Below are 26,335 nucleotides of genomic sequence, written 5' to 3'. Positions count from 1 at the left end.
AGCAGCTGGGGCGTTTTTGCGTAGGTCCGACACTTATGCGGTTGGGTAATATGGGAATACCTAAAAGATACTTTGCCGGAATACAAAATCCTTATAAAATAAGCACTTACATAAAAATTATATTGGCGGCGGATTGTCGAAGTTGGGGCAGTCAGCTGCCTTTTTTTATTCCTAAATGATAAAAATACAAGCAGTAACTCAGCGATTCGAAGGCAGTAATGGGCCGGTAGATGCAGTGCGCAATGTTGATCTGACGATTAACAAGGGCGAAATTTTTGGGATTATTGGTCGTAGCGGGGCTGGTAAAAGTACGCTTGTGCGTACGCTTAATCTTCTCAATCGACCTACTTCGGGCAAGATCATTGTTGATGGCCGAGATTTAACTGCGTTAAACGCCACCGATCTAAGGGCAGCACGGCGTGAAATCGGGATGATATTTCAGCATTTTAATTTGCTATCGTCCCGCTCGGTCTATGACAACATCGCGCTACCGCTGGAACTTGCAGGTTTGTCAAAAGCCGAAATCAGCAAAAAAGTGACACCATTACTGGAACTGGTCGGCCTCACAGATTTAAGAGATCGCTATCCGGCACAGATTAGCGGCGGTCAGAAACAGCGCGTTGGCATTGCGCGCGCGCTTGCAAATGCGCCGAAAGTATTGTTATCGGATGAGGCGACTTCTGCACTTGATCCTGAAACGACGCGTTCGATTCTGGAATTATTACGCAAAATCAATCAGGAGCTTGGTCTGACGATTGTGCTGATCACGCATCAGATGGAAGTCATCAAGATGATCTGCGACCGGATGGCCGTTATGGAAGCTGGTGAAGTGATAGAGCATGGCGAAGTCATCGATATTTTCCGCTCTCCTAAGCATCCTGTGACCCGTGCCATGATCGGCGACGTGATCGCGCAAGATCTGCCCGCTGGCGTGCTACAACGCTTGCGTGCGCGCCTGGCGCGCAGCGATGCGGCTGACGGCACTGACCATCTGTTCCGGCTTGCCTTTACCGGAGATAGCGTGGATCAACCGTTGCTGTCCGAAGTCGTGCGCAAATTCAATCTGGACTTCAGCATATTGCACGGTCAGATTGATGAAATTCAAGGCCAGGCATTTGGTTCTCTGGCAATTTTAGCCAATGGTAGCGGCGACAATATCGCTGCCGCCATGACTTATTTAAGCGCGCAAGGCGTTACCGTGGAGGAGTTAAACCATGTCATCTGAAATGCTCAGTCTATTCCTATCGTCGTTCGGCGAGACCTTGATGATGGTCGGCATTTCCGGCGTTCTGGGCGCGGTGCTAGGCATTCCATTAGGGATTGCGTTGCACCTGACCGGTCGCGATGGTGTGCTGCCGAATCTGGCATTTAACCGTATTGCCGGATTGATCGTCAATGCGGTCCGTTCAACGCCGTTTATCATTTTGCTGGTGGCAGTCATTCCCTTTACCCGTTTTTTTGTTGGCACATCAATCGGCACTGCGGCAGCAATTGTGCCACTGACCCTGGCGTCAGCCCCTTTCGTCGCCCGACTGGTCGAAACGGCGCTACGTGAAGTGGATCGCGGTTTGATTGAAGCGGCACAGGCGATGGGCGCATCCACCTGGCAAATCGTCTATAAAGTGCTGATCCCGGAAGCATTCGCCGGTATTATTGCCGGGCTGACGATTACGTTTGTCAGCTTGGTTGGCTATTCGGCGATGGCTGGCGCGATTGGCGGCGGCGGTCTCGGCGATTTAGGAATTCGGTATGGCTACCAGCGCTTTTTGCCCGAAGTCATGCTTGCCGTCGTACTGATTTTGATTGTGTTTGTGCAGTTGGTTCAAACTTTAGGCGATGTTCTTGTACGCCGCTTGAGTCACAAATAGTATCGGTGATCATTTTTAAATAATGCAGTCTGGATAGGCTGAATGGCCATCGCTATAGCCGTTGATATAGCCGTTGGTAAAATCTCTGTCTTCACGCAATACCCGCATTCAATCATCAATACCCAATGCAAGTAAAGTTTCTGACAAAATCGGATACCTACAAGCCCATTTACAAAAGGATAGAAAGAAATGAACCGACGTCAATTAGTCCAATTTTTTGCTGGCTTGAGCGTCATCGCCAGCTTGGTATCGACTCCTGTCCTGGCGCAGGACAAGCCGATCAAGATCGGTGCGACCGGCGGTCCGCACGCAGAAATTCTGGAAGTGGTCAAAAAAATAGCTGCCAAAGATGGCCTGACTATTCAAATTGTTGAATTCAGCGATTACATCCAGCCAAATGCTGCATTGGCGGCTGGTGATCTTGATGCAAACAGCTATCAACATTTACCGTATCTGGAAGCGCAAATCAAGGATCGTGGTTACAAATTGAGCAACGTCGGCTACACCATTACGTTCCCAATGGGTCTTTACTCGAAAAAAATCAAGTCGCCAAAAGACCTAAAGGTCGGTGCACGTATTGGTATTCCGAACGACCCAACCAACGGTGGCCGCGCATTGCTGTTGTTGCAAGCGCAAGGATTATTGAAACTGAAAGCGGGCGCAGGACTACAAGCGACACCGCTGGATATTGCTGAAAATCCAAAGAAATTGAAGATTGTCGAAATCGATGCAGCGCAATTGCCGCGTTCGTTAGATGACCTTGACGCAGCTGCTATTAACGGCAATTTTGCAGAAAAAGCAGGCCTTAGCCCAACCAAAGACGGCATCGCAATCGAAGCCGCCCGTGGCCCGTATGCCAACGTCATCGCAGTACGTACAGAAGATAAAAACAAGCCTTGGGTCGCCAAGTTGCTGAAGGCTTACCATAGCCCTGAAGTGAAACAATACGTTTTAGAGCAATACAAAAGTTCGGTCATTCCGTCCTGGTAAGTAGGTCGCTTTTAACGCCAGCGAAGTTGACGTGCATTCACGCCATCTTCGCTGGGTGACCGCCGGTGGTTGAGTTGTCATTAGTTGGCAATACTGGACCGGCATTTCAACTACACACCCTACCCTTCAATATTTAGCGTAGCGCGCATACGCATCCTTCATGTGCGGTTCACTCAAACCGTCCACGCAGAAGGCCGCTAAAGTCACTCGTTTTCCAATCGTTTAGTCGTCAATGGCATGTCCACCATGACGGCCTTTCCTGGCGGCGTACAGCCTGTATCGCAACATTTTCCCGGCTGCTTGTTTGCGGTAATCGCACGTCCCGGTTCATCCACCAAACCACGATCCAGCAATCGCTCAACCAATTCCACCTTGCTACCGATGGGATAATTGCGATAAATTTCCTGTTTCATCGCTGCGGGCGATCCGCCGCCATGCAAGCTGATGACCGAATACCAGCCACCCTGATAAGACGCGGTTAAGTCCTCGATAAAACGCGCAGTCTGAATCCGCTTTTCGTAAGGCACGTCCGGATTGGCGCGCAATACCTCGGCAAGCGATGCAGCGGTCGCTGGATTATGATCTTCATCCGGTCCCGGCAAGGCGACAATCAGCCCGCCAGAAACGTAATGCGCGATGCGATGCATGTCGTAAATTTGGGTCGATAACAACAACTTGCCGATGTTGGAAAATACCGGATCAGGCACAAAACTCTGCGATCCCGCATCCATCTTGGCATAGACCGACGACGCTACGCCACAGGCGTAAAAACCTTCGGTTATCTTGATCAGTTCCACCATTTGTTCACGCAAATGATTTTCTTTACCCGGATCAAAGCCATTCGCTTCGCACATCAGCGCACCAGCGCCGATCAGCAAATCGCCAAAGCCAGCACGCGCACCGATGCAACTATGGCGATGATGCGTCGCGTAGTTATAGGTCATATAACCGGAATGTTCCCATTCACCAGCGTAAAACACCCGCTCCCACGGAACAAAAACTTTATCGAAAATCACGACGCCGGTAGATTGTCCAAATTTGTTGCTAAACAGTGCCGCCTTTTCGCCCGGACGGCCGGCAGGACGGGCCACAATGGTCAATCCTGGCGCATCGCAAGGGACCGCACAACATACAGCGAACTCAGCATCTTGCTCCGTCATATTCCGACACGGCATGACCAGAAATTCGTGCATATAAGGCGCGCCAGTCACAATCGCTTTGGTACCGGAAATCACGATCCCTTTCGCAGTGCGTTCAACTATATGCACGTAGCTATCGGGATTAGCTTGCTCATGCGGCTTCTTGCTGCGGTCACCTTTAGCGTCCGTCATAGCAATGCCCAACGACAGATCGCGGTCCTGCACGTCATGCAAATAGTTGAGAAAATGTTGCCCGTAAGTGGTGCCTTTGTCGGCATCGATCCGATGCGTTACCTGGTAAATCGCATTTAATGCGTCATGCGCCAAATAGCGCTGCGCGCATCCGGTCTCTTGGCATAAGAGACGCACCGCTTCCAGCTTGTTGAGCAAATCTCCACTGCTGGTGTTGATGTGTAGCATCCGGTTAACTTGCTTGCTCGAGGTGTGCTGTTTGGCCAACATGATCGGAGCGTACTTCTCTTCCAACGCATAATCATACGTCACCCCGAGCGCGTTAATGCCCGGCAGAAACGCCGCCTCATCGGCAACAGACTCGACCAACCGGCCATTGACATACACAGTTGGCTTGTAACTGCGGAGCGAGTCGCGATATTCAGCAGAAGACATCAACATGATATTTCTTTCATTTTTGAGTAATGATCATTAATATGAACGCTGTTCATTTTAAAGTCAAGCATTCACATAACGGTCTTTCACGTGATAAACTTCTTTCATGAATAAGCCAACAAACATGAAAATATTGCCGGTCGCATCGATTTCAAACCCGATTAACAACAGTGAGAACACTGACAACGGTGCGAATGATGCTTCATTGGACTTCGACGTGGTCACAGCAAAAAAAACGGACAAACCCAGCGCGGTACGTTTGCGCGCAGTGAATGATTTAAAACGTCAGATGATTTTGCAAGCAGCGCGGCGGGTATTCGAAAAAGATGGCCTGTTGAAAGCAAATGTCCGCGCCATTGCCAGCGAGGCAGGTTACACCGCAAGCGCCATCTATAATCATTACGAAAACAAGGAAGAAATATACGGCGACCTGCTCAAGCAATCGCTCGAGCAGCTCAATTCAGCGGTCCACGAAGGCCATCAACACGACCTTCCCGCAGCCAGGCGCGTATCCCACGACGCCATGGCGTTTTACGATTTCTATCTGAAAAATCCAAGAGAACTCGATTTAGGATTCTATTTTTTCCAGGAAATGAAACCGCTCGGCCTCACGCCAGCACTCAACGAGCATCTGAATCAACGTCTGCAGGATGCGTTAAGCGGTGTCGCGACAGGTCTTCAAGAATTGGGATGTTCGGATGCGCTAGCCGCCAGAGAAACCACCGCCCTGTTCGGCCATTGCGTCGGCTTGCTGCTGTTGACGCACACAGGGCGCATTAGGATGTTTGGTCAGGATGGGCGCGAATTATTTGCGATGTATGTTGAAGAGCTGATTAAGCGGGCGGGATAGTAAACACTTACAAGCGGTATCCGCTGTCCCGCGCCTCTGTATGTCGATAAATGCAAAGTCATTGAAAAGCAGCTGGATATATTCGACTATAAGCCTCATCAAGTTCATCTTCTGACATTCTCATAAATAGGCGAATATTCGGGATGATTGCCACACCAAACATCAGCACTAATATAGCCATTCCTGTAATTTTAGATGTTGCTTCTACTCCATAGTTGCTTATCGCAAAGCCCATAATCAGGCTGCCTATTGGGATCGCCAATGATGAGAAAAATGACACGGTAGCCGCCATTCGATTTCTAAACTCCGCAGGTGTTGCTAAGGTTCTGACCATTGATGTGTTCACATTAATGAAAATTAATCCCATCCCGCCTAAAATAAAAAAGATTGGTAAAACAAAAGGCGCAAAGCTGAATCCAACGGCTAATAAATTCAGACCAAGTAGTCCGAACCCTGCCATTATCAGATGGTCTCTAAATAGACGTTGCCTGGCCAATCGTGCCATTATTCTACTTGCCAGCAAAATGCCAATCCCAAATGAGCAATCTAGCAATCCTATATACCAAGCAGGAAGATGAACAGTCTCTTGCACGTAGAATGGAACTATTACAGCAAAAAAGGGAAAAAGCACCAGATTTATCATCATTGCGAGCAAGGCAAGATAGAACTCCATTTTCACCTTAAAAACGACCTTAAACCCGGAACTAATTAGTACATGCCAAGGAGTAATGAATGGTACTTTGTCCACGTCTGCAATAGTTCGGCGTGTCGTTGCTGACTCATCTACATTGAACTTGCATATCATGATTAGGGCAGCAACGATAATAATCAAATCAATGCTCAAGGCTTGTACTACCCCAAATGTGGATACAAGTAATCCAGCAATAGCCGGCCCCAGAAGCATTGCAATAGATGACAATAATGCTTTCTGATTGAAAGCCGCGCTAGCCCTGCCGGGAGATGCTAGCTGCGGAATAATACTTGATTGGATTGGATCTCTAATCCCGACTGCCACTCCAAGAACCATCATCGCCATTGTTACTAGAATTGCTGAAAAATGATCAAGGAACGAAAGTATCAACAGTCCAGCAGCACCAGTCATTGATAAAACATTGCAAACACGGACTATTTTCATTTTCGGATAACGATCTCCGGTCCAGCCCAACAAAGGTTTAGCTAGTACCTCAGCACCAATGGTGCAGGCTATTATTATCGAAAAAAAACTGACAGAACCGGTTTCCTTGAGCGCCCACCAAGCTATAGCTAGTTGATTGCACCTAGCGCCAACAGTTAAAAGAAAAAAGCTCCATTGAAAACGCCACAATCTCCAATGGGTATTCTGGCCGATCGTGACCACCGATTCTGGTCTATCGTGACCGACCATTCTGGCGCATCGTGACCGCTCATTCCGGTCTATCGTGACCGATTTCAAGCCCGACCAGAATCGGCGGTCACGATAGCAGAATCATCGGTCACGATACCGGAATGGTGTCGTACAGCACCGTGATGATGTTACGCATAGAGCAACCGAACGGGTACGCTTCCAGTTTGTCTGGAGACAACGTGCCCGTACAAAGGATCACTATGCGTAAGATAAAAGACGTATTACGTTTAAAACTGGATGCCAAACTATCGCACCAGCAGATTGCCGCAGCACTGGGGATTTCAAAAGGAGTCGTCACCAAGTATGTCGGCCTGGCCGCCGTTGCCGGTTTGGACTGGTCGGCGGTGCAAGATGTAGACGACACCGAGTTGGCGCACCGGCTTTTGGTCACGCCAGAACGGACCCGAGACCATGTCCAGCCAGATTACGCCAGGCTGCATCACGAACTGCGGCGCAAGGGGATGACGCTGATGTTGCTATGGGAAGAGTATCGTGCCGATTATGCCCAGCACCAGACCTATGCCTACTCACAGTTCTGCGTGAATTACCGGCAGTTTGCCAAACAGCTCAAACGCTCTATGCGCCAGATTCACCGGGCTGGCGAGAAACTGTTCATTGATTATGCTGGTCCGACTATCGGTCTCACTGATGGTAGCCGTGCCCACATCTTCGTCGCTGCTCTGGGCGCATCGAGCTACACCTATGCCTGTGCTACGCCGCGTGAGACGATGGCCGACTGGCTCACTTCGACAGCGCGTGCGCTGCGCTTCTTCGGCGGGGTACCGCAGTTGATTGTTCCCGATAATCCGAAGGCTATGATCGCCGACGCCAATCGCTACGAACCACGCAGTAACGACACCGTACGCGATTTTGCGCGCCACTACGGCACCTCCATCTTGCCAGCCCGTCCGCGTCATCCTCAGGATAAAGCGAAGGCCGAATCAGCAGTGCAGATCGTCGAGCGCTGGATCATGGCGCGTCTGCGACATCAGCAATTTAGCAGCGTCCACGAGGTCGATGTCGCCATCGCACCGCTGCTGAGCGTACTTAACGATAAGCCGTTTCAGAAGCTACCCGGTAGTCGCGCCAGTGCGTTTGCCCAACTCGATGTCCCGGCGCTACGGCCTTTGCCATTGCAATGTTATGAGATGGCGCATTTCAAGACTGTCAGGGTGCATAACGATTACCACGTTGAGATCGGCCGCCATCACTACAGTGTGCCGCAAGCCCTGGTCGGTCAGGTGCTGGAAGCCCGGATGACAGCGACGACAGTGGAAATCCTGCATCGCGGTCAACGTGTCGCCAGTCATCCGCGCAACAGTGGCGAAGGCGGGTTCACCACCGACACCCTGCATATGCCGGTGGCGCATCGTGCGCAATTGGAATGGACGCCACAGCGACTGATTCACTGGGGACAGACCATCGGTACGGCGACAGCGGAGGCGGTGACGCGTCTGATGGCCGAGAACAGACATCCCGAGCACGGCTACCGTGCCTGTCTTGGTCTGCTGTCATTGGCCAAGCGCTACGGCAAGCCACGTCTTGAAGCAGGATGCATGCTGGCCTTACAGCTCGGTGCCTGCCAATACCGCCACGTCCGTGACATTCTCAAAAATAACCGTGATCGCACACCGTGTGCCCCAGTTGGCGATTGGGTCAGTCCTGACCATGCCCATGTGCGTGGCCCTGATTACTATCAATGAGGATGTCAACGATGATGATGCATACCACTCTGGCCCAATTGCGGACCTTAAAACTCGATGGCTTAGCGACCGGACTGGAGGAACAATTGACGCAGGCCAGTATGGCGGCGATGAGTTTCGAGGAACGTCTGGCACTCTTGGTTGATCGCGAAGTCCATTGCCGCAATGACCGCAAGCTCCTGCGCCTGCTTAAGAACGCCCACCTGAAATACGCACAAGCGGCGATTGAAGACATTGATGCCCGCTCGGGGCGTGGCATCGACCGCCGTGAAGTGATGAGTCTGGCGCTGGGAGATTGGGTCAGTGCTGGCCACAGCATTCTCATTACCGGACCGACCGGTGCTGGCAAATCGTGGCTGGCCTGCGCACTGGCACAGTACGCCTGTCGGCGCGGATACTCTGCTGTTTATCAACGCGTACCCCGTCTACAGGAAGAACTACGCATCCGGCACGGCAGCGGCAGCTTTGGGAAATGGCTGCTCCAACTCGCCAAGATCGATGTCTTGGTACTTGATGACTGGGGCATGGGCGCGATCGACAGCACGACCCGTTCCGACTTGCTGGAGATGATTGACGACCGGGCGGCAAACAGAGCGACGATTATTACCAGTCAACTTCCTGTTGACCATTGGCATGCCTGGATTGGCGACGCCACTATTGCCGACGCCATCCTGGACCGCATTCTGCAGCGCAATCATCGGCTGACACTGACCGGCGATTCACTGCGTGGCGCAGAACGACCTAAAACCAGCAAAAAGGAGAAAACTATCGACCCATCGTGACCGCAGACATTACAATTTAACCGCGTAACAACATCGCAGGCGCAGCGGTCACGATCGGCCAGAATGAGCGGTCACGTTGACCAGAATACGCACTCCAATTTGAGGTCGGCATTTTATTTAGCTCACCGTCCATTACTGCCCCTGCATTTTTGTGCTTTAAATATTCGACGCAAGCGAGATAACACGCAACCGTGTACAAATGACGATCTAAATTCGATAGCACTGAGGCGTCTCTAATAAAGAGGATGAGGAGTGTGAAGAGGAGAACCGGCGACTGAGGAGGATGATTACGCTGGCAAACTAGTAGTAACGACTCTGGCGAAGCGAGATGGTGCAGTGTTCCACTGGCAAACAGAATGGTTTCGGTTCGCGTAACGGGCCAAGTCTTTGCCACAAACTAGACCCGTTACCGTGACTGCGCGTAATTATCCTCAAAGCGCGCCCTCACGATCACCCGCATGTTTGACAACCAGACAGGGCCGGTAGAAATAACCAACCCTATCATTTGGCATCTATCCATTACGATTCAGGTACATCCCGAGGCGGATTATAAAAGCGTTCTTCAGCTTCTGCCGCGGCGATGATGTCATCCTTGGCTTGTTGCTTTTCCAGAAGCTCTTGCGCATGTTGTGCGAGGCTGTCTGCGCGGCTTAGTGGCGTTTCCAGCGAGATACGTCCCAGCGCGCCGGTACGAAAATCTTGCAACAGCGTGTTTGCGGCTTTTTCAATATCATAGCCACCGCCTTTGAGACGATAACCGCGACGAATTGCCACACCTTCAATTACATCCACGCCGTCGGTGGTGTCGGTGATTTTCATGCCGAACCGCGCCGCTACCAACTCGGGATAGCGCTGCAATAAGACGTCGGCGAGATAGGTTGCGACTTCTTCTTCGATGAGTGCATTGACGCCGACTGCATGGCTAGCGGCCAACATCATGCCATCGCTTGGCAACGCAATCTTGGGCCATAGCATACCTGGCGTATCGATCAGGACCATGTTTTTGTTGAGGTACAAACGCTGCTGTACTTTGGTGACAGCAGGTTCATCGCCGACTGCGGCAACGCGCTTTTTCAGCAATGCATTCATTAATGTCGATTTTCCGACGTTAGGAATGCCCATGATCATCATCCGCAGCGGTTTCAGCGGTGTGCCACGATGTGGCGCCAGCGCCAGCGCCAAACCCGGCACTTTCAACACATCAGATGGCTTCTTGCAGCTTAGCGCGACAGCATTGACATCTTTTTGGCTGTTGTAATGGTTGATCCAGGTCTGTGTTGCAACCGGGTCCGCAAGATCACTTTTGTTCAGGATTTTGAGGCAAGGACGCTGACGAAACAGTCGCAGTTGCTCGATCATCGGATTACAGCTGGCCTGCGGAATGCGGGCATCCAGCACTTCGATGATCATATCGACCTTTTCCATGGCTTCCGCCGCCTTTTTGCGGGCAGCGTTCATGTGGCCGGGGAACCATTGTATGGACATGCGTTTTCTTGTCTGACGAAAATAAACCGCTATTGTACGGACTTCCCTGCGGAATCATCACGAACTTGTGCCACAAACAACGGTTTTCGCAGATTATTCTAGCTCAGCCAATACTTTCAAATGAGCAACAACACTACGCCCTAACGCCGACAAATGATAGCCCCCCTCAAGGCAGCTGACTATTCGCCCTTGCGCGTACTGTTTTGCCACTTGCGTCATTTGCTGAGTGATCCACGCATAATCCGCCTCCACTAGCGACATTTGCCCCATATCGTCTTCGCGATGGGCGTCAAATCCTGCCGAAATAAACAGCATTTGTGGCTGGTGCGCGTGCAGCGCCGGTAACCATTGCTCGGTCACCAACTTTCGCACGACGTCGCCGCCGGAATATGCAGGAACGGGCACGTTGATGATATGCGCAGGTGCCGCTTCGATGCCACTGAACGGATAAAACGGATGTTGGAAGAAGCTGACCATCAGCGCCCGTGGGTCGTCCAGGAAAGCCTGTTCAGTGCCGTTGCCGTGATGCACGTCGAAATCAATAATCGCTACACGCTCTAAACCATGCACTTCGAGCGCATGGCGGGCGGCAATCGCGACGTTATTGAACATGCAAAACCCCATCGGAGCCGCGCTGGTGGCGTGGTGACCCGGTGGTCGGACCGAACAAAAAGCGTTATCGAGTTCGCCAGCGATGACGGCATCAGTCGCTGTCAGCGCTGCGCTCACAGCGCGCAAGGCCGCTTGCCAGCTATATTTATTAAGAAAAGTATCTGCATCAAGCGGATAGTGGGCCACGCCGCTTTTAGCCAAAGCCAATGCATTGGCCCGCACCAGTTCGATTGCTTCAGGACTATGCACGCGTTCGATAGCCGCTACCAGACTGGCCTCGGCGACATTTGGGACGTCTCGATAATCCAGTAACTGTGAAATACGACTGGATATCAACTGATCTTCAATGGCTTGCAACCGCTGCGGAGACTCCGGATGCCATTCCCCCATTTCATGCAATTTACAATCGGGATGCGTATAAAAGGCTGTTGTCATTTTATTTTTCTAGTTATCGAATTGCTAGCTTAAAATCTATTTTCTAAATCTATAATCTCTTACGTACAGTGTACCCAAGAAAATGCAGAATTGAAGAACAAGATACTTGCTTTATTTGCAATCAAAATATTCTCGATTTGTGGCGCTCAACCCATTTAATTCCGAATTAATATACGAACCGCGCTAATCTCAGTAACAGATTAATTAAATTACAGGTCACCTCGCTTTTTCACCCCCTTTGCACCACATCGAAGGTCTCATGCTCGTAAAACTCCATGCAGTCGCTAAACAAGTTAATCAAATTGTCGTCGGTAAGGAGATGCAGATTCGGCAGGCGTTAGTCTGTCTATTGGCTGGTGGGCACCTTTTAATTGAGGATGTTCCGGGGGTTGGCAAAACGACGCTAGCGCACGCGTTGGCGATCTCGCTGGGATTGCGCTTTAACCGACTTCAGTTTACCAGCGACCTGCTGCCTGCCGATATTGTGGGTATTTCGGTGTTTGATCGGGAAAAGAATAATTTTCTGTTCCACCCTGGTCCAGTCTTTACGCAAGTTTTGCTCGCTGATGAAATCAATCGCGCAACGCCAAAAACCCAATCAGCATTGTTAGAGGCGATGGAGGAGCGGCAAGTGACTGCGGAAGGTCGGACGCGCGACTTACCTGAACCGTTTTTTGTCATTGCGACACAAAATCCCTCTCATCAGGTCGGTACATTTGCGCTGCCGGAGTCTCAGCTTGATCGTTTTTTAATGTGTCTTTCATTAGGCTATCCGGATGCAGTGGCAGAGCGCGCGCTGTTGATGGGAGAAGATCGTCGCACATTACTCAAGTCGCTACAAAAGGTGATGGAACCTGAAGAATTGATTACGGCCCGACAAAGTTTGCGAGAAATCCATACTTCTCCAGCATTGATCGACTATATTCAGGCATTGGCCCAAGCATCGCGCCAGGAAGCTTTTTTTGTAGAAGGGATGAGCCCTCGCGCCGCAATTGCGTTAGTGCAGGCCGCCAAGGCATGGGCCGCCATGGAAGGGCGCAACCACGTGATTCCCGAGGATGTGCAGGCGGTATTGGTGCCGGTAACCGCGCATCGATTACGCCCGCTGAAATCACGCAATGGTGGTGGAACGGCTATCGGAAGTCGCGATTTGGTCTTGCAATTATTAAAATCCGTCCCCGTTTAAGCGCCGCCGGCTCATGACTATGCCGACGACTCAATCCACCAGGGCGCCCCGAAAATCAGAGCGCAGGGCGAAACCCCGGATGCCGTTTCATCTTACGCTTCCGTTACGGTTTCCGTTCAAGCCGCGTGAAGGGCAAGCGGAGGATGGCGAAGTTTTTCTCGACCAGCGACGCGTCTATATATTGCCGACCCGCGCCGGTTGTGCCTTTTTTGGCATTCTCGTTCTGCTGTTCATTGGATCGATTAATTACAACCTCAGTCTGGGCTTTGCACTGACGTTTGTACTTGCTGCTTGCGCGACGATCGACATGCATCTAACTTTTCGTAATCTGGCTTTTTTATATCTGACGTCAGATCATAACGCGCCTGTATTTTCCGGCCAAGAGGCGCTGTTCGCATTACGCCTGATCAATCGCCGCAAACACGCTCGTTATGCCATCTGGCTGGGTTTTATCGGTAAAGACTTGCCGGAGTTGGAGCAGCCCGTTGATGTCGCCGCATCGACCGCTTATGGCGTGATACTGACGACAGCTACGCCAAGGCGGGGCCTCTTGGCAGCGCCGCGGGTGCGCCTGCAAACACGCTTTCCTCTAGGATTTTTGCGAGCCTGGTGTTATTGGCAGCCAGATGGAACCGTTTTGGTCTATCCGCAACCGGAGGACGCAGCATCGGCACCGCCACTACCAGTAACCGCACGCGAAAGTAGCACCGGCAACGCACACGCTGGTCACGAGGACTTTGCTGGCGTGCGCGCCTATCAACCGGGCGACTCACTCAAGTATCTGGCATGGCGACAAATTGCTAAGCTCAGCTCTGGTGACGACGCACATTTAATTACCAAATACTTCGACGATGGCGCTGCCAGCGATTTGACCATCGATTATGCAGCACTGCCCTATACGATGGATGTGGAGGCAAAATTATCTCGGATGACGCGCTGGATATTAGAGGCCGAGATGCTAGGTTTGCCGTACGCGTTTCGCATTGGCGATATCACATATTCTGCGGCTATCGGTGCGAGCCATCAGCAAGCATGTTTGCAAGCGCTTGCGCTGTTCGAGGGCCACGCATGAGTGACGTCATTGAGCAAAACAATTCAGAATCTGGCTCAACATCTTTGCCAACGTCAACAAATACTAAAGCTGGCGCTTTTTGGCTCAGCAATCATTTCAACGCTTTAGCCCGCGACAAAAGCGACACATTACTATTGCTGCTTGCCTGCGCAATGGTGTTGTTACCGCATATTGCCCATCTACCTGTTTGGACGTCACTAACATGCACGCTAGTGTTGATGTGGCGTGGCACGATAACCTGGAGAGGCAATCGCCTGCCGCCGCTAGGTCTGTTATTGCCATTGGCATCGTTGACGATGCTGGGCGTATATCTGAACGAGCACACGATGTTTGGGCGCGATGCCGGGGTCAGCATGTTGGTGCTATTACTGACGTTCAAATTATTAGAAATGCGCGCTCGCCGTGACGTTTTTGTAGTGCTTTTTCTGAGCTTCTTTCTCGTCCTCACGACCTTTTTCTATTCTCAATCCATATTTACCGCGTTCTTGGTGATTGCCACGCTGGTCGTGCTATTAACGGCACAATTATCTTTTCAATTTACAGGTGCAATACCGCATCTGAGACAGCGCCTGCGTATGGGCGGGTTTATTCTGATGCTTGCAGTGCCGCTCACGCTGGTGCTGTTCTTGTTATTTCCGCGCATTCAAGGGCCACTATGGAGTATGCCCGGAGATGCATCTGGCGGGCACACCGGGATGTCTGACAGCATGGCACCGGGCACGATTTCACAACTGGCGATGTCCGATGATATTGCGTTTCGTATCAAATTTATTGATCCCGCACCCGCACCTGCTCAACGCTATTGGCGTGGCGCAGTGTTGAGCAAATTCGATGGACGCACATGGACGCGGAGGTCGGCATCAACGCTCCCATTGCCACAACCGAATGCCCTCACAGCGAATAAGACAAGTACCGAGATCGTGCGTCAGCAGGTCACTATGGAAGCGAGTAATCAACGCTGGCTATTCGCCTTGGAAACCCCGGAAATACCGCCTACATTAGAAGCTAATCCCGCCGCTCACATCTTCATCAACGCTGACCGTGAAATCCTATCGGATCGGCCGATTACCGAACGGACACGTTACGACGTGAGATCTGTTATTCATAACCAAGGTGCTCTGCCAGCAGCTGACACCGATGTAGCAGCGGTTCTGCGTGAAGCCCGAAGTTTGCCAGAAGGTTTCAATCCACGTACCCTCGCTTTTGCCGAGACCCTGCGATCCAAAGCGGCTAATGATGCCGAGGTGGTCCATGCGGCGCTTGATTTTTTTCACAATGAAAATTTTAACTACACGCTGGAACCACCCCTTCTCGGTCACGATAGCGTAGATGAATTTCTATTTTCCACCCGCGCTGGTTTTTGCGAACACTACTCAAGCGCCTTCGTGGTCTTGATGCGTGCTGCAAACATCCCTGCACGCGTGGTTACTGGTTATCAAGGTGGTGAATTTAACCCCGTAGATGATTTTATGACAGTGCGACAATCGGACGCACACGCATGGGCCGAAGTGTGGTTGAAGGAGAGCGGCTGGACACGGGTTGACCCCACCGCCGCGGTTGCACCCGAACGCATTCAAAAACCTCTGAACCAAGTCATGTCACGGAGTTTTTTAGGCGGCTTGATTAATATCGGGACTTCGCCCAACAGTTGGTGGAATAAGCTGCATATTGTCCGGGAAAATTGGGAGGCACTCAGCAATAACTGGAATCAATGGGTGCTGAATTACACACCGGACAGGCAAAAAAATCTGCTGCAATATTTTGGTATTCAACAACTTGACTGGCGTATGTTGGTTGGATTAATGATCGGCCTTGGTTCACTCGCCATGGCAGTTGTTGCATTGCCCTTACTGTGGGTCCGAAACAAGATTGATCCAATTGATAAGGTATACTCAGGCTTCTGCAGTCGAATGGCGCGATATGGCATAGACATGACCAGACAAGTTTACGAAGGTCCAGGCGCGTATCGTGATCGCCTGTGTAAGGATGCATCACCACTGACGCCACAGGCAAAAAAGGCGGTGGCACTCTTTCTTACTGCTTATGAAACATTGCGCTATAGCACCAACAGTGGTGTTGACCAGGTCTCGCTGGCATCATTAAAAATACAATTTAAAAAACTTAAACCTTTTCTTTCAAAATCTTGATGAAACCTCTCATTCGCGCCACGTTACCCGCTCTTTTACTGCCATGTTCCTTGCCAAAATTACTGCAACGGTCTCGACTTTACGCAGCGTTGGCGATCGCAATGTTAACTGCTGCCTGCGCCGTAAATCCGCCAATAACCAAGCCATCAAGTCCCCTCAATGCGGGCGCTCCTGCAGCTCCAACCGCTACGTCGGGCAATCTCCCGAATAGTGTCGCCGCTACGATGCCGCCGCCAAGATTAGTGGACTCAGGCATTGCGCCGGCTACTGGTGACGATAATGAGTTCACCAATTTCGGACAATGGAAAACTGTCTCTGCTTTCATTGATCAAATGGTCGCCAGGAACGGTTTTACCCGCGCAGAATTAGAAGCCGTGTTTAACAAAACACGTTTAGTCGATAGCGCAATCCAGTTAATGAAACCAGGTCCTCCGGGCAAGCCTAAAAACTGGGTCGCGTATCGCGCACGTTTCGTTGAGCCAATCCGTATTAAAGCTGGCGTCAAATTCTGGGATACCTACAGTGATGCGCTTGCTCGCGCGGAAGCTCAGTACGGTGTTCCAGCTGAAATCATTGTCGGTATCATTGGCGTTGAAACCGTCTATGGCCGAAATACTGGCAATTTTCGCGTAATGGATGCGATTACCACATTGGCATTCGACTATCCAAACACACCAACCCGCGACGCGCGTATGGCATTTTTCCGTAAAGAATTAGAAAACACGTTGCTGTTTGCCCGTGAGTCGAATATCGATCCCTTTTCGCTGTTAGGTTCGTACGCTGGTGCCATCGGCTGGCCACAATTTATGCCTAGTAGCATTCGTCAATACGGAGTCGATTTTGATGGAAACGGAAAAATTGACCTGCGCAACTCGCCGATTGACGCCATTGGAAGTGTCGCCCATTACTTGCAGGTGCACGGCTGGAAAACGGGCGAGCCGATCGTTTTTCCGGCAACCGTGGCGACCGATACCAGTAGCGAAAACCGCTGGCAAGCGTTTATCGGACAAGGTCTGGAAGCAAAATTTTCTCTGGATGAATTGACGGCCGCGGGCGTGATGTCAAAAGCAGCGCTGGCTGGCGGCAGCAATATGCGCTTTGGTCTGGTCGACCTGCAAAATGGCAACGCACCGACCGAACATTGGCTTGGCACGGATAATTTCTTCGCCATTACCAAATATAACCGCAGTTTCTTTTACGCTATGTCGGTGATTGATTTGGGGCGCTCAGTTAGTGCGGCACGTGCAGGCCGCTAGTTCCCTGCTTTGGCTGCCACGGTGGTCCATCGTGGCAAAACAATGCTCTATGATTGATGATATATACTGCGCGATCAGAGAGAAAAAATCGCCATCAGGATCATCGATTTCTTTGCTACGCCCAATACACGCTAGTCAGATACCAGACAGCAGAAGCCCAGCGACTGAAAGTTAACCCTGAAGGGTCGTTAAATCTACCTGAACCGTTTCGTCGTTGGCGTTCATCCAGATTTGACCGTCTTGAATAGTGCATTGCAATTGCATATTGCGCTGAGCCTGTTTGCTCAACGCGATACTCGTGCCAGCAGGCAGATTGATGACAGTCAAGTTACGGGCACGCGCCACTTTATTACTTATTTGCGCCCACCAGATATGACTGGTGCTGCTGTAACAGTAAACCACCACCTGCCCTGCACGCCCACAAGCTTTCAAAATACGCTTCTCGTCCGGCTGCCCAACCTCAACCCACAAATTGATGGCACCGGTCAGGTCTTTCTCCCAGATATCCGGCTCATCAACATCCCATAATCCTTTACTAAAAACCAGTGCTTCAGAAGCGTGACGCGCAAAAGCTAACACACGCACCATCATCCGTTCGTCGGTTTCCGATGGATGTCGGGCGATAGTAAGCGCATGCTCTTGATAATAGTGACGGTCCATATCCGCAATTTGCAGATCGACTTTAAAAATAGTTGCTTTAAGGGCCATGATACGGAGCTTTATTGGTGGTGGTTGCGTGGATCAACATGACAACACAAACCCCAACATACGCGCCTTGCGTGCGCAGTGGTCGGTTCGCGACCGGAAGAATAACCCGTTTTGTTTTTTTGTGGACGATATATAGTGTGCTTTTTTAGGCAAATGGCTTTTGTGCGCCGCCCATTGCTCTTTAATCACTTCTACGCTTTGCACTTCAGATGGGCAAATTTGCGCCCAAAGTGCTGATTTTTTATTCATTTTATTATTAATCACCATGCCCCAATTCACTGAGCAAGTCATTTCCGATACTAAACACTGGGTTGAGCGCGCCGTAATTGGCCTGAATTTGTGCCCTTTCGCCAAGGCGGTATATGTCAAAAATCAAATTCGCTTCGTCGTCAGCGGTGCGCAAAATGTTGCAGACCTGCACACTGACCTACAAACTGAACTGGATTTTCTATTTCAGGCAGATCCGGCTTTAATTGATACAACGCTATTAATTCACCCTCACGTATTACAAGATTTTTTGGACTACAACGATTTTCTGGACGACGCTGATGCCCTGCTTCAAACCCTCGATCTCGAAGGTGAAATTCAAATAGCCAGTTTTCATCCTGATTATCAGTTCGCCGGCACAGAACCGGAAGACATCGCCAACTACACCAATCGCTCGCCTTATCCGACGCTGCATTTATTGCGCGAAGCAAGTCTAGATAATGCGATAGAAGCGTTCCCTGAAGCTGCTGAGATTTTTGAAAAAAATGTGCAAACCATGGAGGACTTGGGTATTTTAGGCTGGGGGAAACTAGACGTCGCAGCTACCTTGGAAGAAAAGAAATCCTGAAATAATATCTGGAAGAATATCTATCACAGCAACATTTTTCGCTTTGAAAATTGCACATCACCAATCAAAGGACCACAGGATTTTCCTTTTTTCAGTCGACATAAACGCAAAATCAATCGGTATGTCGCGTTCATCGTATTTGCCATGGATAAGCGTTAAAGCAAGCATGTAATATTTCCAGTTGGGATCCATGTGCTCATGTCGCCCAACAGAGTTTTTTAAAATGCGGTGAAAGCAAGCCATCCCCTGAAACACAAACACACGCAAGAATTCACAATCGATAAAGATCGGGCATTGAAGCCTGAGCCGTCAACACAAAGCGAGGTAAAAGGTGTCAAATTTGGAAGGAAACTGCAGAATTTAAAGATGTTGTCAAAATACTTTAAGAAGAATAAAGTGACGGAAAAGCACTATAAATCATTGAGCAAAAAATAAAATTAAGTTTTTGCAACTTTTTACTAGAAATCATCATCCAACCTGCTAGAAGTTGTTAGAGTTCAAAGTAAGTTATTAAAATCCAATTTTGTTGTTTTTTTACTACCGCTATTTTGAATTGTTTTAAAGTGTTTCTTTTTGACAAAAAATACATAGAATCGGTATAAAATAAAGCTACTTGCAACTTCGCCAATAAGCTGAAGGTTACAGCCGCGCAATATTTCGACATACTTAGCGCAAACCTTCCCTATTCAACATCAGAATAAATGGAATCTATCGAACTATGAATACCTCATTAGAAGCGCCAAAAAGCAACAAATTGGATGAGCAAGTGTCTTACGACCCAAACCATTTGCTTGACTCTCTCATAGATAAGTTACATCTGAAAAATGATGCCGCCTTGTCACGTGCGTTAGAAGTTGCTCCACCCGTAATTAGCAAGATTCGCCACCACCGCCTGCCGGTCGGCGCTTCATTGTTGATTCGTATGCATGAAGTTAGCAGCCTCACTATTAGTGAACTACGCGCCTTGATGGGTGATCGTCGTGAAAAATTCCGTATCAGCGACAAACAATTTAAGCCAAAAGATAAAATCGAGGCAGAACAACAAAAGTAATGTGGTCGTCGCTACGCCCTGCGTTTGTTATCTGGTTTGGTTTAGTGCGCTTGCAACATTACAAGATTGCAAGCGCACTAATGTAATATCCACTCATAACAGCTACGCAGGGAAAACACCCGTTGATAAGTATCGATCCCCGCGATCGCAGACGATGAACACGATTGTTGCATTTTCTACTTGTTGAGAAATACGCAACGCTACTTCGCAGGCGCCTGCCGCGGATATCCCGCAAAAGATACCCTCTTCACTTGCTAGTCTGCGTGCCATGTGCTCGGCTGCAGATTGACTAACCGACTCAATTTGATCTACGCGTGCATGATCGTAAATTTTCGGCATATATGCTTCCGGCCATTTTCTGATGCCTGGAATCTGTGACCCCTCTTCCGGCTGTGCACCGATAATCTGTATGGCCTGATTTTGCTCCTTCAGGTATCGAGATACACCCATGATTGTGCCGGTGGTCCCCATCGCGCTGACGAAATGGGTAATTTTTCCGCCGGTATCACGCCATATTTCAGGGCCTGTGGTTTCGTAATGCGCCAACGCGTTATCCGGGTTAGCAAACTGGTCCAAAATCAAGCCCTCACCATCTTTTTCCATTTTTTGCGCCAGATCGCGCGCGTACTCCATGCCGCCTGTCTTAGGCGTTAATATGATTTTGGCACCGTACGCAGCCATACTTTGGCGACGTTCTTCGCTCAAATTTTCTGGCATTAACAACACCATTTTGTAACCGCGCATTGTCGCTACCATTGCTAAGGCAATGCCAGTATTGCCACTAGTCGCTTCAATCAGAGTATCGCCTGGCTTTATGCCACCGCGTGCTTCGGCGCGTTTAATCATCGACAGCGCAGCTCTATCCTTGACTGAGCCGGCTGGATTATTTCCCTCTAACTTGCCGAGGATAATATTGTTACGCTGGGCGGTAATGTCGGCTGAAATGCGCTTTAGCTGAACCAGCGGCGTGTTTCCGATTGTGTCTTCGATAGTGAGATAGGGCATAGTTTACGCTTAGCAGAAGAGGCAAAAGACCTATTCTAATATGAGACTTTATTGTGCGTATGCAGTACGACCAAATCAAATACGAATACGATTCAGAAGCCGTTACTATTCGCGTGAAATGGGCCCCTAGTTGCATTGTTCAATGCACCACTAAGTGACTCGCTAATTACGCTAATGGGTCAGCTAAGTTCAAGCCATCACCAAGTCACGTTTATGATGTCAGAAGCGATTAATTAAAAGCTATTCATCACGGTCAATTTGATCGCAAAAAAATAAAAAAGCTCCTTATTTCCAAGGAGCTTTCAAAAGATGAGCAATACAATTAATTAATACGACACCATGTCGCCAAATTCTTTTCTACTATTTGACAGGTACTTTAACCGCTTCTTTTTTGGGCTCGGCTTTCACTCCAGGTTTTGTTGGGACATTCGATTTCGATTGACCATTGACTTGTAATCCAGCCGTCGACAATTTAACAGCACTTTTGCCGCCAATCCCTTTAACCCGCTTTTCAAAATCAGGCCAATCTTTAAAGTTGCCACCTTTGGTACGTTCGTCAAGAATGCGTTTAGACGTCGATGATCCTACGCCCTTCACACTATCAAGCGCAGCCTTATCGGCCTTATTCACGTCAACTTGCGCGAATGCCATACTCATGGTGACAATTGACATTGCCGTGATCTGGAATAATTTTTTTAGCATGCAGTCCTCTTTCTTTTAGTGTGATGAGTTCATTTAATGAACCTGACGTAAATACGCCGTGCTCATTATAGGAAGCCGTTGTTGTTAAAAACGGCCATTCTCATCACACTCTAGGACTTGGCTTATGGGAACAGTTCTTTATGCGTGACCGTTGCAGTCCCGAGCTTACCAACCACAATACCGCCAGCACGATTTGCCAGAGCCACCGCCTCAGCAATCGGAAAACCCGCACCCATCATGACCGCCATCGTCGCAATCACCGTATCACCTGCACCGGAGACATCGAACACTTCACGCGCCATGGTCGGAAAATGAACCACTTGGTGATCCGTATACAAGGTCATTCCCTCTTCTGACCGCGTCACCAAAAGTGCTTCCAGTGCTAGCGATTGACGTAGGTTTTGTGCCTTCGTGGTGAGTTCTTCTTCGCTTTTCCAGGTACCGACAATCCGCATCAATTCAGATTTATTCGGGGTCAATATCGTAGCGCCCGCATACCGTGAAAAATCGTCTCCTTTGGGATCAACGAGAATACATTTCCCCGCATCCTTGGCGGCTGCGATCATATCAGCGACATTGACCAAGCTCCCTTTAGCGTAATCCGATAAAACGATCACACCATATTGCGGCAATAATGTGTTGAAACGAGTCAATTTATCGCGCAAAACAGTGTCGGTTGGCGGTTCTTCAAAATCGATCCGCAGCAACTGCTGCTGTCGCCCAATCACACGCAACTTGATGATGGTCGAAATGGCCGGGTCGCGCGTCAGGAAGCTATTGATCCCTAACTCAGTCAACAGGCTATCCACAACGTCGCCCGCCTCGTCTTGGCCAACCACACCAAGCAAACCGGCACCACCGCCAAGCGTAGCGATATTACGGGCAACGTTAGCCGCGCCACCTAAGCGCTCTTCACGCTTTTCAACGCGTACTATCGGTACCGGCGCTTCTGGTGAAATCCGGCTTACTTCGCCAAACCAATAGCGATCTAGCATGACATCGCCGACCACCAATATTTGAACGCTTTCAAACGAAGCAGGAACCACTTGTGAAACTTGTGAGACTTCCACTTTCTGATTGGCTTTCATACTGGTTGCCCTCACTTACGCGCCAGTACCGAGCGACCAATGCCGTAATACTCGAAACCGATCTCGCTCATCACTGTTGGCTCGTATAAATTACGTCCATCAAAAATCACCGGTGCCTTCAAATACGTGCGAACCTGATGAAAATCAGGGCTACGATATGTTTTCCACTCAGTAACGATGACCAGTGCATCCGCGTCCTGTAAGGCTGCCATTTGGTTTTCGCAGAAATGCAGTCGCTCCAATAACTCCGGTGTGGCAGCAAAGTCCAACTCAAGGACACGTTTGGCTTCCACCATGGCAACCGGATCATGCACTGCTACCGACGCGCCGCGGCCCAGTAACTCACTCAACAAAACACGCGATGATGCTTCGCGCATGTCGTCTGTATTAGGTTTGAATGCCAAACCCCATAATGCAAAGTGTTTACCAGTCAAATCGCTGCCAAAACGGTCAACGATTTTATTTCCCAGCACGTGTTTTTGATTATTATTAACTTGTTCTACTGCCCGCAGAATCAACAACTCTTGATCGTAACCGCGTGCAGTACGTTCCAACGCTTGAACATCCTTAGGAAAGCACGAACCTCCGTAACCGCAACCGGCATACAAAAAGCTATGTCCGATACGCGGGTCTGACCCGATACCATGACGCACAGCTTCAATATCAGCACCGACTTTATCTGCAAGATTGGCCAATTCATTCATGAATGAAATGCGAGTTGCCAGCATTGCGTTCGCAGCATATTTAGTGAACTCGGCAGAACGCACATCCATCCAGTACGTGCGCTCGTGATTCCGATTAAACGGTGCGTAAAGCTGCGTCATTAATGCATGAGCAGTCTTGCCGTCGGCACCATCATCACAGCCAATCACGATACGGTCCGGACGCATAAAATCGTCCACCGCAGCGCCTTCTTTCAAAAACTCCGGATTGGATACTACGGAGAATTTCATACCTGCATCGCCTGGTGTCCGGTTCGCCAGCTCAGCCCGAATCGCGGCAGTAACTCTGTCTGCAGTACCGACCGGCACCGTCGACTTATCAACAATCACCTTGAAATCAATCATGTATTTACCGATATTACGCGCAGCTGCCAGCACATATTGTAAGTCGGCCGAACCATCTTCATCAGGCGGCGTACCAACTGCAATAAATTGAATCTGACCATGGGCAACGCTGGCGGCAATATCAGTCGAAAACCGTAAGCGACCGTTCGCCCGATTGCGACCAACGATTTCGGCTAAACCTGGTTCGTGTATTGGGATGCCACCGCTATTTAAGATAGCGATTTTCTTTTCGTCCAAATCAAGACAAAAAACGTCATTGCCAAGTTCAGCTAGGCAAGCGCCCGTGACCAAACCAACATAACCGGTTCCGATAATTGTTATTTTCATATTTTTCCGTATTGCGCTTTACTGTATTTCAACCGTAAAAATACGATTGAAGGTTAACTACCCGTGACCTATCGACCGTCACTTCGAACGCCGCTAAATATACCCCGATACTTGGTTGCTGCTTTGCAGCCTCATAACCTATCTTCCGCATTCTTTAGCGTCGTCGTTAGATAGTGAAAATATGAAACCCAATCTTAATATATTGCATTTAATTCATCACATTCAATTCTTCAGTACGACGCGGCGGATAGGTTTCCCAGCGACTGCAACCTGGGCATTGCCAATAAAATTGACGCGCCTTAAAACCGCAATGACTGCACTGATAACGCGCCAGTTTCTGGGTATAACCGTGCACCAGATTTTTAACTACAGAGAGCTCTGAATGCATTTCTGGTGCAGCGATCATGAGCCGTGCCTCTAGCAGCTTATCGAGGCCTAGCAGTGTCGGAGTACGGCGCAGTTCATCACTCACCAGACTATTCGTCGCTTCAACGCCATCCAATTCAAGCACGGCCTTAAACACCACTTCCAACAGATCGATCGAGGATGCTTCTGCCAAATAAGAGCGTAACAAATTGACACCTTCGTGAGGACGACCAACGGTACGATAACCATCCATTAGTCGCTGAGCAACCAGCGCGACGTGCGGCACACTCTGCTGCTCAACCCGACGCCAGGCCACTAACGCGGCCTCTGCATCGTCTTTTGCCAGATAAACATCACCCAACAACATTGTCGCTCGGACGCTATTACGATCGTTAGCTAACGCTTTGTCCAACAATACCTTGGCATCGTCAGGATGGCCATCAACCAACGCGTCCTGAGCCAACTCACAGTAAAACTGGGCGATCTCTTTTTGACGTCCGCCAGCACCGGCTTCTTGCAATGCTTGTGCAGCTTCAATCGCTCGCTGCCATTCTTTTTCACGTTGATAAATTTCGAGTAATGCGCGTCCAGCTTGAGCACCGTACGTGGACCCGATCAATAAATTGAAGCTTTCTTCGGCGCGATCCAACAAGCCGGCCTTCAGGTAATCCTGACCCAATTCATATTGTGCATGGAACCGATGTTCCTGCTCCAAATCGGGGCGAGCAAGTAAATTCTGATGCACGCGAATAGCGCGTTCGGTTTCACCTCGACGACGAAATAAATTGCCAAGTGCAAAATGTAATTCTGCAGTCTCAGGATCAAGTTTTACAATTTCAATAAAAGCATCAATCGCTTTATCGGGCTGCTCATTCAATAAAAAATTCAACCCTTTAAAATAGCCGCGCGGCAGGCTGCGCGACTCGGATATCAATTGGTTGATATCCACGCGTGCTGCGATCCAACCCAAACCAAAAAAGATTGGGATACCCAACAACCACCAGGTTTCAAATTCCATACGGACGTATTATCTGCATATAGTGTGACGATTAATAGATCGCTAAAAGATCGGTAATAGTTCGGGGGAGAACTATGGCGCCAGTTCGTTCAATAGAAAGTTTGTTAACTATTTACACTCTCGACTTTTGCGCTCCGTTTTGCTGACACATTAATGCACTCGCACATCGCACATGATACGCACTAGCCTTTTATAGAAGCTGACGATTCCACATGCGATGTTGCACGGCATTAACTATTCCGGATACTGTCCGGTGGCGGTGCTTCGGCGCTCGCGAGCCGCTGGGCTTCACGCTCCCGCTGCATCGATGCAAGTGCTTTTTGGGATTTGGAGGCGCTGCGACGGTGGCGGAACACAGCTGGCGCCATTGCCAATACACCTAGAATTGCACCAGAACCGAAGAAGCCTAAGAGGATTAAAACTAGTGGACCACGGATTTGGTAATTTAGGAGGAATTCGAGTGTCACTTCCTGTGTATTCTTCAATGCGAAACCAAAGAAAACCAAGAATAATAAAATTGCAATAACTCGGGAAATAATTTTCATAATGCGGTTCCTGATTGGTGATGTAAAGACAGCATTGCCTCTGCGTCAGACAAACTGGCGTGCTGCCCGTTCATCGCTTTTATACCT

25 protein-coding genes are annotated in these 26,335 nt (G+C 49.6%); 12 read left to right on the top strand and 13 right to left on the bottom strand.

The genetic code is table 11. From position 1 onward, the window contains the following. Positions 1-175: 175 nt before the first annotated feature. From RGU75_RS11190 to RGU75_RS11180, 3 genes are all read left to right on the top strand, one after another. Positions 176-1,225 (top strand): methionine ABC transporter ATP-binding protein, encoded by a 1,050-nt coding sequence (locus RGU75_RS11190; protein ID WP_322235882.1) that lies wholly within the window; start codon positions 176-178, stop codon positions 1,223-1,225. After that, positions 1,215-1,868 carry a methionine ABC transporter permease gene (locus RGU75_RS11185; RefSeq protein WP_322235880.1) on the top strand — a complete coding sequence of 218 codons (654 nt, stop codon included), beginning with the start codon at positions 1,215-1,217 and terminating at the stop codon, positions 1,866-1,868. The genes RGU75_RS11190 and RGU75_RS11185 overlap by 11 nt, the downstream gene beginning before the upstream one ends. A gap of 189 nt (positions 1,869-2,057) precedes the next feature. Next, positions 2,058-2,858, top strand: coding sequence for a MetQ/NlpA family ABC transporter substrate-binding protein (locus RGU75_RS11180; protein WP_322235878.1), 801 nt, complete (start codon positions 2,058-2,060; stop codon positions 2,856-2,858). 203 nt (positions 2,859-3,061) lie between these two features. Here RGU75_RS11180 and RGU75_RS11175 read toward each other — a convergent pair whose 3' ends face one another. Then, entirely contained in the window at positions 3,062-4,630 is a 1,569-nt protein-coding gene (locus tag RGU75_RS11175; protein ID WP_322235876.1) for a 4-hydroxyphenylacetate 3-hydroxylase family protein, read from the bottom strand. 100 nt (positions 4,631-4,730) lie between these two features. On the opposite strand from RGU75_RS11175, the gene RGU75_RS11170 reads away from it, so the two are divergent. Further along, positions 4,731-5,474, top strand: coding sequence for a TetR/AcrR family transcriptional regulator (locus RGU75_RS11170; protein ID WP_322235874.1), 744 nt, complete (start codon positions 4,731-4,733; stop codon positions 5,472-5,474). Between the two features lie 58 nt (positions 5,475-5,532). On the opposite strand, the gene RGU75_RS11165 is transcribed toward RGU75_RS11170, so the two are convergent. Next, entirely contained in the window at positions 5,533-6,858 is a 1,326-nt protein-coding gene (locus RGU75_RS11165; protein WP_322235872.1) for an MFS transporter, read from the bottom strand. A gap of 179 nt (positions 6,859-7,037) precedes the next feature. Between RGU75_RS11165 and istA the strand changes: the two genes are divergently transcribed. After that, positions 7,038-8,561: an IS21 family transposase gene (gene istA, locus RGU75_RS11160; protein ID WP_322240175.1), complete on the top strand. Its 1,524-nt coding sequence runs from the start codon at positions 7,038-7,040 to the stop codon at positions 8,559-8,561. A gap of 11 nt (positions 8,562-8,572) precedes the next feature. Beyond that, positions 8,573-9,343, top strand: a complete 771-nt coding sequence (istB, locus tag RGU75_RS11155) for an IS21-like element helper ATPase IstB (RefSeq protein ID WP_322232626.1) — start codon at positions 8,573-8,575, stop codon at positions 9,341-9,343. A 519-nt stretch (positions 9,344-9,862) separates the two neighbouring features. Here the strand turns inward: istB and ylqF are convergent. Continuing rightward, positions 9,863-10,828 (bottom strand): ribosome biogenesis GTPase YlqF, encoded by a 966-nt coding sequence (ylqF, locus tag RGU75_RS11150; protein ID WP_322235871.1) that lies wholly within the window; start codon positions 10,826-10,828, stop codon positions 9,863-9,865. 93 nt (positions 10,829-10,921) lie between these two features. Further along, positions 10,922-11,875 carry a histone deacetylase family protein gene (locus tag RGU75_RS11145; protein WP_322235869.1) on the bottom strand — a complete coding sequence of 318 codons (954 nt, stop codon included), beginning with the start codon at positions 11,873-11,875 and terminating at the stop codon, positions 10,922-10,924. A 259-nt stretch (positions 11,876-12,134) separates the two neighbouring features. On the opposite strand from RGU75_RS11145, the gene RGU75_RS11140 reads away from it, so the two are divergent. The 3 genes from RGU75_RS11140 (at position 12,135) to RGU75_RS11130 (ending at position 16,280) form a co-directional block, all read left to right on the top strand. Beyond that, positions 12,135-13,061, top strand: a complete 927-nt coding sequence (locus tag RGU75_RS11140; RefSeq protein WP_322235867.1) for a MoxR family ATPase — start codon at positions 12,135-12,137, stop codon at positions 13,059-13,061. A 79-nt stretch (positions 13,062-13,140) separates the two neighbouring features. After that, positions 13,141-14,133 carry a DUF58 domain-containing protein gene (locus tag RGU75_RS11135; protein ID WP_322235865.1) on the top strand — a complete coding sequence of 331 codons (993 nt, stop codon included), beginning with the start codon at positions 13,141-13,143 and terminating at the stop codon, positions 14,131-14,133. Continuing rightward, complete coding sequence (locus tag RGU75_RS11130; RefSeq protein WP_322235863.1) at positions 14,130-16,280, top strand: DUF3488 and transglutaminase-like domain-containing protein; 2,151 nt, start codon at positions 14,130-14,132, stop codon at positions 16,278-16,280. The genes RGU75_RS11135 and RGU75_RS11130 overlap by 4 nt, the downstream gene beginning before the upstream one ends. A 79-nt stretch (positions 16,281-16,359) precedes the next feature. Here RGU75_RS11130 and RGU75_RS11125 read toward each other — a convergent pair whose 3' ends face one another. Continuing rightward, the gene (locus RGU75_RS11125; protein ID WP_322240771.1) at positions 16,360-16,536 is read right to left on the bottom strand and encodes a hypothetical protein; all 177 of its coding nucleotides are present in this window, start codon (positions 16,534-16,536) and stop codon (positions 16,360-16,362) included. Between RGU75_RS11125 and mltB the strand changes: the two genes are divergently transcribed. Beyond that, positions 16,505-17,536 carry a lytic murein transglycosylase B gene (gene mltB / locus RGU75_RS11120; RefSeq protein ID WP_322240454.1) on the top strand — a complete coding sequence of 344 codons (1,032 nt, stop codon included), beginning with the start codon at positions 16,505-16,507 and terminating at the stop codon, positions 17,534-17,536. The two genes, RGU75_RS11125 and mltB, sit on opposite strands and share 32 nt — an antisense overlap. A 171-nt stretch (positions 17,537-17,707) precedes the next feature. On the opposite strand, the gene RGU75_RS11115 is transcribed toward mltB, so the two are convergent. Together RGU75_RS11115 and RGU75_RS11110 are read right to left on the bottom strand one after the other, a co-directional pair. Beyond that, complete coding sequence (locus RGU75_RS11115; RefSeq protein WP_322235861.1) at positions 17,708-18,244, bottom strand: YaeQ family protein; 537 nt, start codon at positions 18,242-18,244, stop codon at positions 17,708-17,710. A 33-nt stretch (positions 18,245-18,277) separates the two neighbouring features. Continuing rightward, the gene (locus tag RGU75_RS11110; protein ID WP_322235859.1) at positions 18,278-18,511 is read right to left on the bottom strand and encodes a hypothetical protein; all 234 of its coding nucleotides are present in this window, start codon (positions 18,509-18,511) and stop codon (positions 18,278-18,280) included. Here RGU75_RS11110 and RGU75_RS11105 point away from each other — a divergent pair. Continuing rightward, positions 18,510-19,079, top strand: coding sequence for a DUF1415 domain-containing protein (locus tag RGU75_RS11105; RefSeq protein WP_322235857.1), 570 nt, complete (start codon positions 18,510-18,512; stop codon positions 19,077-19,079). The two genes, RGU75_RS11110 and RGU75_RS11105, sit on opposite strands and share 2 nt — an antisense overlap. A gap of 718 nt (positions 19,080-19,797) precedes the next feature. After that, the gene (locus tag RGU75_RS11100; RefSeq protein ID WP_322235856.1) at positions 19,798-20,130 is read left to right on the top strand and encodes a hypothetical protein; all 333 of its coding nucleotides are present in this window, start codon (positions 19,798-19,800) and stop codon (positions 20,128-20,130) included. 102 nt (positions 20,131-20,232) lie between these two features. Here RGU75_RS11100 and cysM read toward each other — a convergent pair whose 3' ends face one another. The 6 genes from cysM to RGU75_RS11070 form a co-directional block, all read right to left on the bottom strand. Next, positions 20,233-21,135, bottom strand: a complete 903-nt coding sequence (cysM, locus tag RGU75_RS11095; RefSeq protein ID WP_322235854.1) for a cysteine synthase CysM — start codon at positions 21,133-21,135, stop codon at positions 20,233-20,235. Positions 21,136-21,495: 360 nt separating this feature from the next. Beyond that, positions 21,496-21,837, bottom strand: a complete 342-nt coding sequence (locus RGU75_RS11090; protein WP_322235852.1) for a helix-hairpin-helix domain-containing protein — start codon at positions 21,835-21,837, stop codon at positions 21,496-21,498. A gap of 122 nt (positions 21,838-21,959) precedes the next feature. Next, a complete protein-coding gene (rfaE1, locus tag RGU75_RS11085) occupies positions 21,960-22,925 on the bottom strand; it encodes a D-glycero-beta-D-manno-heptose-7-phosphate kinase (RefSeq protein WP_322235851.1) in 966 nt (321 codons plus the stop codon). An 11-nt stretch (positions 22,926-22,936) separates the two neighbouring features. Beyond that, on the bottom strand, positions 22,937-24,319 hold the full coding sequence (locus RGU75_RS11080) for a UDP-glucose/GDP-mannose dehydrogenase family protein (RefSeq protein ID WP_322235849.1): 1,383 nt from the start codon (positions 24,317-24,319) through the stop codon (positions 22,937-22,939). A 208-nt stretch (positions 24,320-24,527) separates the two neighbouring features. Next, positions 24,528-25,703, bottom strand: coding sequence for a lipopolysaccharide assembly protein LapB (gene lapB / locus RGU75_RS11075; protein ID WP_322235847.1), 1,176 nt, complete (start codon positions 25,701-25,703; stop codon positions 24,528-24,530). A gap of 230 nt (positions 25,704-25,933) precedes the next feature. Then, entirely contained in the window at positions 25,934-26,248 is a 315-nt protein-coding gene (locus tag RGU75_RS11070) for a LapA family protein (protein WP_322235845.1), read from the bottom strand. Positions 26,249-26,335: the final 87 nt, after the last annotated feature.

The organism is Glaciimonas sp. CA11.2, assembly GCF_034314045.1.
Lineage (GTDB): Bacteria > Pseudomonadota > Gammaproteobacteria > Burkholderiales > Burkholderiaceae_D > Glaciimonas.
Note: the sequence above shows the minus strand (reverse complement) of the source record. Positions and strands in the feature narration are given on the sequence as shown.

What these genes read in the sequence shown, in the direction of transcription:
- istB (WP_322232626.1), top strand. Translation starts at nt 8,573, where the DNA reads ATGATGATGCATACCACTCTGGCCCAATTGCGGACCTTAAAACTCGAT.
- RGU75_RS11170 (WP_322235874.1), top strand. Translation starts at nt 4,731, where the DNA reads ATGAATAAGCCAACAAACATGAAAATATTGCCGGTCGCATCGATTTCA.
- RGU75_RS11090 (WP_322235852.1), bottom strand. Translation starts at nt 21,837, where the DNA reads ATGCTAAAAAAATTATTCCAGATCACGGCAATGTCAATTGTCACCATG.
- RGU75_RS11165 (WP_322235872.1), bottom strand. Translation starts at nt 6,858, where the DNA reads ATGGTCGGTCACGATAGACCAGAATCGGTGGTCACGATCGGCCAGAAT.
- lapB (WP_322235847.1), bottom strand. Translation starts at nt 25,703, where the DNA reads ATGGAATTTGAAACCTGGTGGTTGTTGGGTATCCCAATCTTTTTTGGT.
- RGU75_RS11070 (WP_322235845.1), bottom strand. Translation starts at nt 26,248, where the DNA reads ATGAAAATTATTTCCCGAGTTATTGCAATTTTATTATTCTTGGTTTTC.
- RGU75_RS11175 (WP_322235876.1), bottom strand. Translation starts at nt 4,630, where the DNA reads ATGTTGATGTCTTCTGCTGAATATCGCGACTCGCTCCGCAGTTACAAG.
- RGU75_RS11105 (WP_322235857.1), top strand. Translation starts at nt 18,510, where the DNA reads ATGCCCCAATTCACTGAGCAAGTCATTTCCGATACTAAACACTGGGTT.
- mltB (WP_322240454.1), top strand. Translation starts at nt 16,505, where the DNA reads ATGCCGCCGCCAAGATTAGTGGACTCAGGCATTGCGCCGGCTACTGGT.
- RGU75_RS11130 (WP_322235863.1), top strand. Translation starts at nt 14,130, where the DNA reads ATGAGTGACGTCATTGAGCAAAACAATTCAGAATCTGGCTCAACATCT.
- RGU75_RS11100 (WP_322235856.1), top strand. Translation starts at nt 19,798, where the DNA reads ATGAATACCTCATTAGAAGCGCCAAAAAGCAACAAATTGGATGAGCAA.
- RGU75_RS11115 (WP_322235861.1), bottom strand. Translation starts at nt 18,244, where the DNA reads ATGGCCCTTAAAGCAACTATTTTTAAAGTCGATCTGCAAATTGCGGAT.
- rfaE1 (WP_322235851.1), bottom strand. Translation starts at nt 22,925, where the DNA reads ATGAAAGCCAATCAGAAAGTGGAAGTCTCACAAGTTTCACAAGTGGTT.
- RGU75_RS11140 (WP_322235867.1), top strand. Translation starts at nt 12,135, where the DNA reads ATGCTCGTAAAACTCCATGCAGTCGCTAAACAAGTTAATCAAATTGTC.
- ylqF (WP_322235871.1), bottom strand. Translation starts at nt 10,828, where the DNA reads ATGTCCATACAATGGTTCCCCGGCCACATGAACGCTGCCCGCAAAAAG.
- RGU75_RS11135 (WP_322235865.1), top strand. Translation starts at nt 13,141, where the DNA reads ATGCCGTTTCATCTTACGCTTCCGTTACGGTTTCCGTTCAAGCCGCGT.
- RGU75_RS11185 (WP_322235880.1), top strand. Translation starts at nt 1,215, where the DNA reads ATGTCATCTGAAATGCTCAGTCTATTCCTATCGTCGTTCGGCGAGACC.
- cysM (WP_322235854.1), bottom strand. Translation starts at nt 21,135, where the DNA reads ATGCCCTATCTCACTATCGAAGACACAATCGGAAACACGCCGCTGGTT.
- RGU75_RS11180 (WP_322235878.1), top strand. Translation starts at nt 2,058, where the DNA reads ATGAACCGACGTCAATTAGTCCAATTTTTTGCTGGCTTGAGCGTCATC.
- RGU75_RS11190 (WP_322235882.1), top strand. Translation starts at nt 176, where the DNA reads ATGATAAAAATACAAGCAGTAACTCAGCGATTCGAAGGCAGTAATGGG.
- RGU75_RS11125 (WP_322240771.1), bottom strand. Translation starts at nt 16,536, where the DNA reads ATGCCTGAGTCCACTAATCTTGGCGGCGGCATCGTAGCGGCGACACTA.
- RGU75_RS11080 (WP_322235849.1), bottom strand. Translation starts at nt 24,319, where the DNA reads ATGAAAATAACAATTATCGGAACCGGTTATGTTGGTTTGGTCACGGGC.
- RGU75_RS11110 (WP_322235859.1), bottom strand. Translation starts at nt 18,511, where the DNA reads ATGGTGATTAATAATAAAATGAATAAAAAATCAGCACTTTGGGCGCAA.
- RGU75_RS11145 (WP_322235869.1), bottom strand. Translation starts at nt 11,875, where the DNA reads ATGACAACAGCCTTTTATACGCATCCCGATTGTAAATTGCATGAAATG.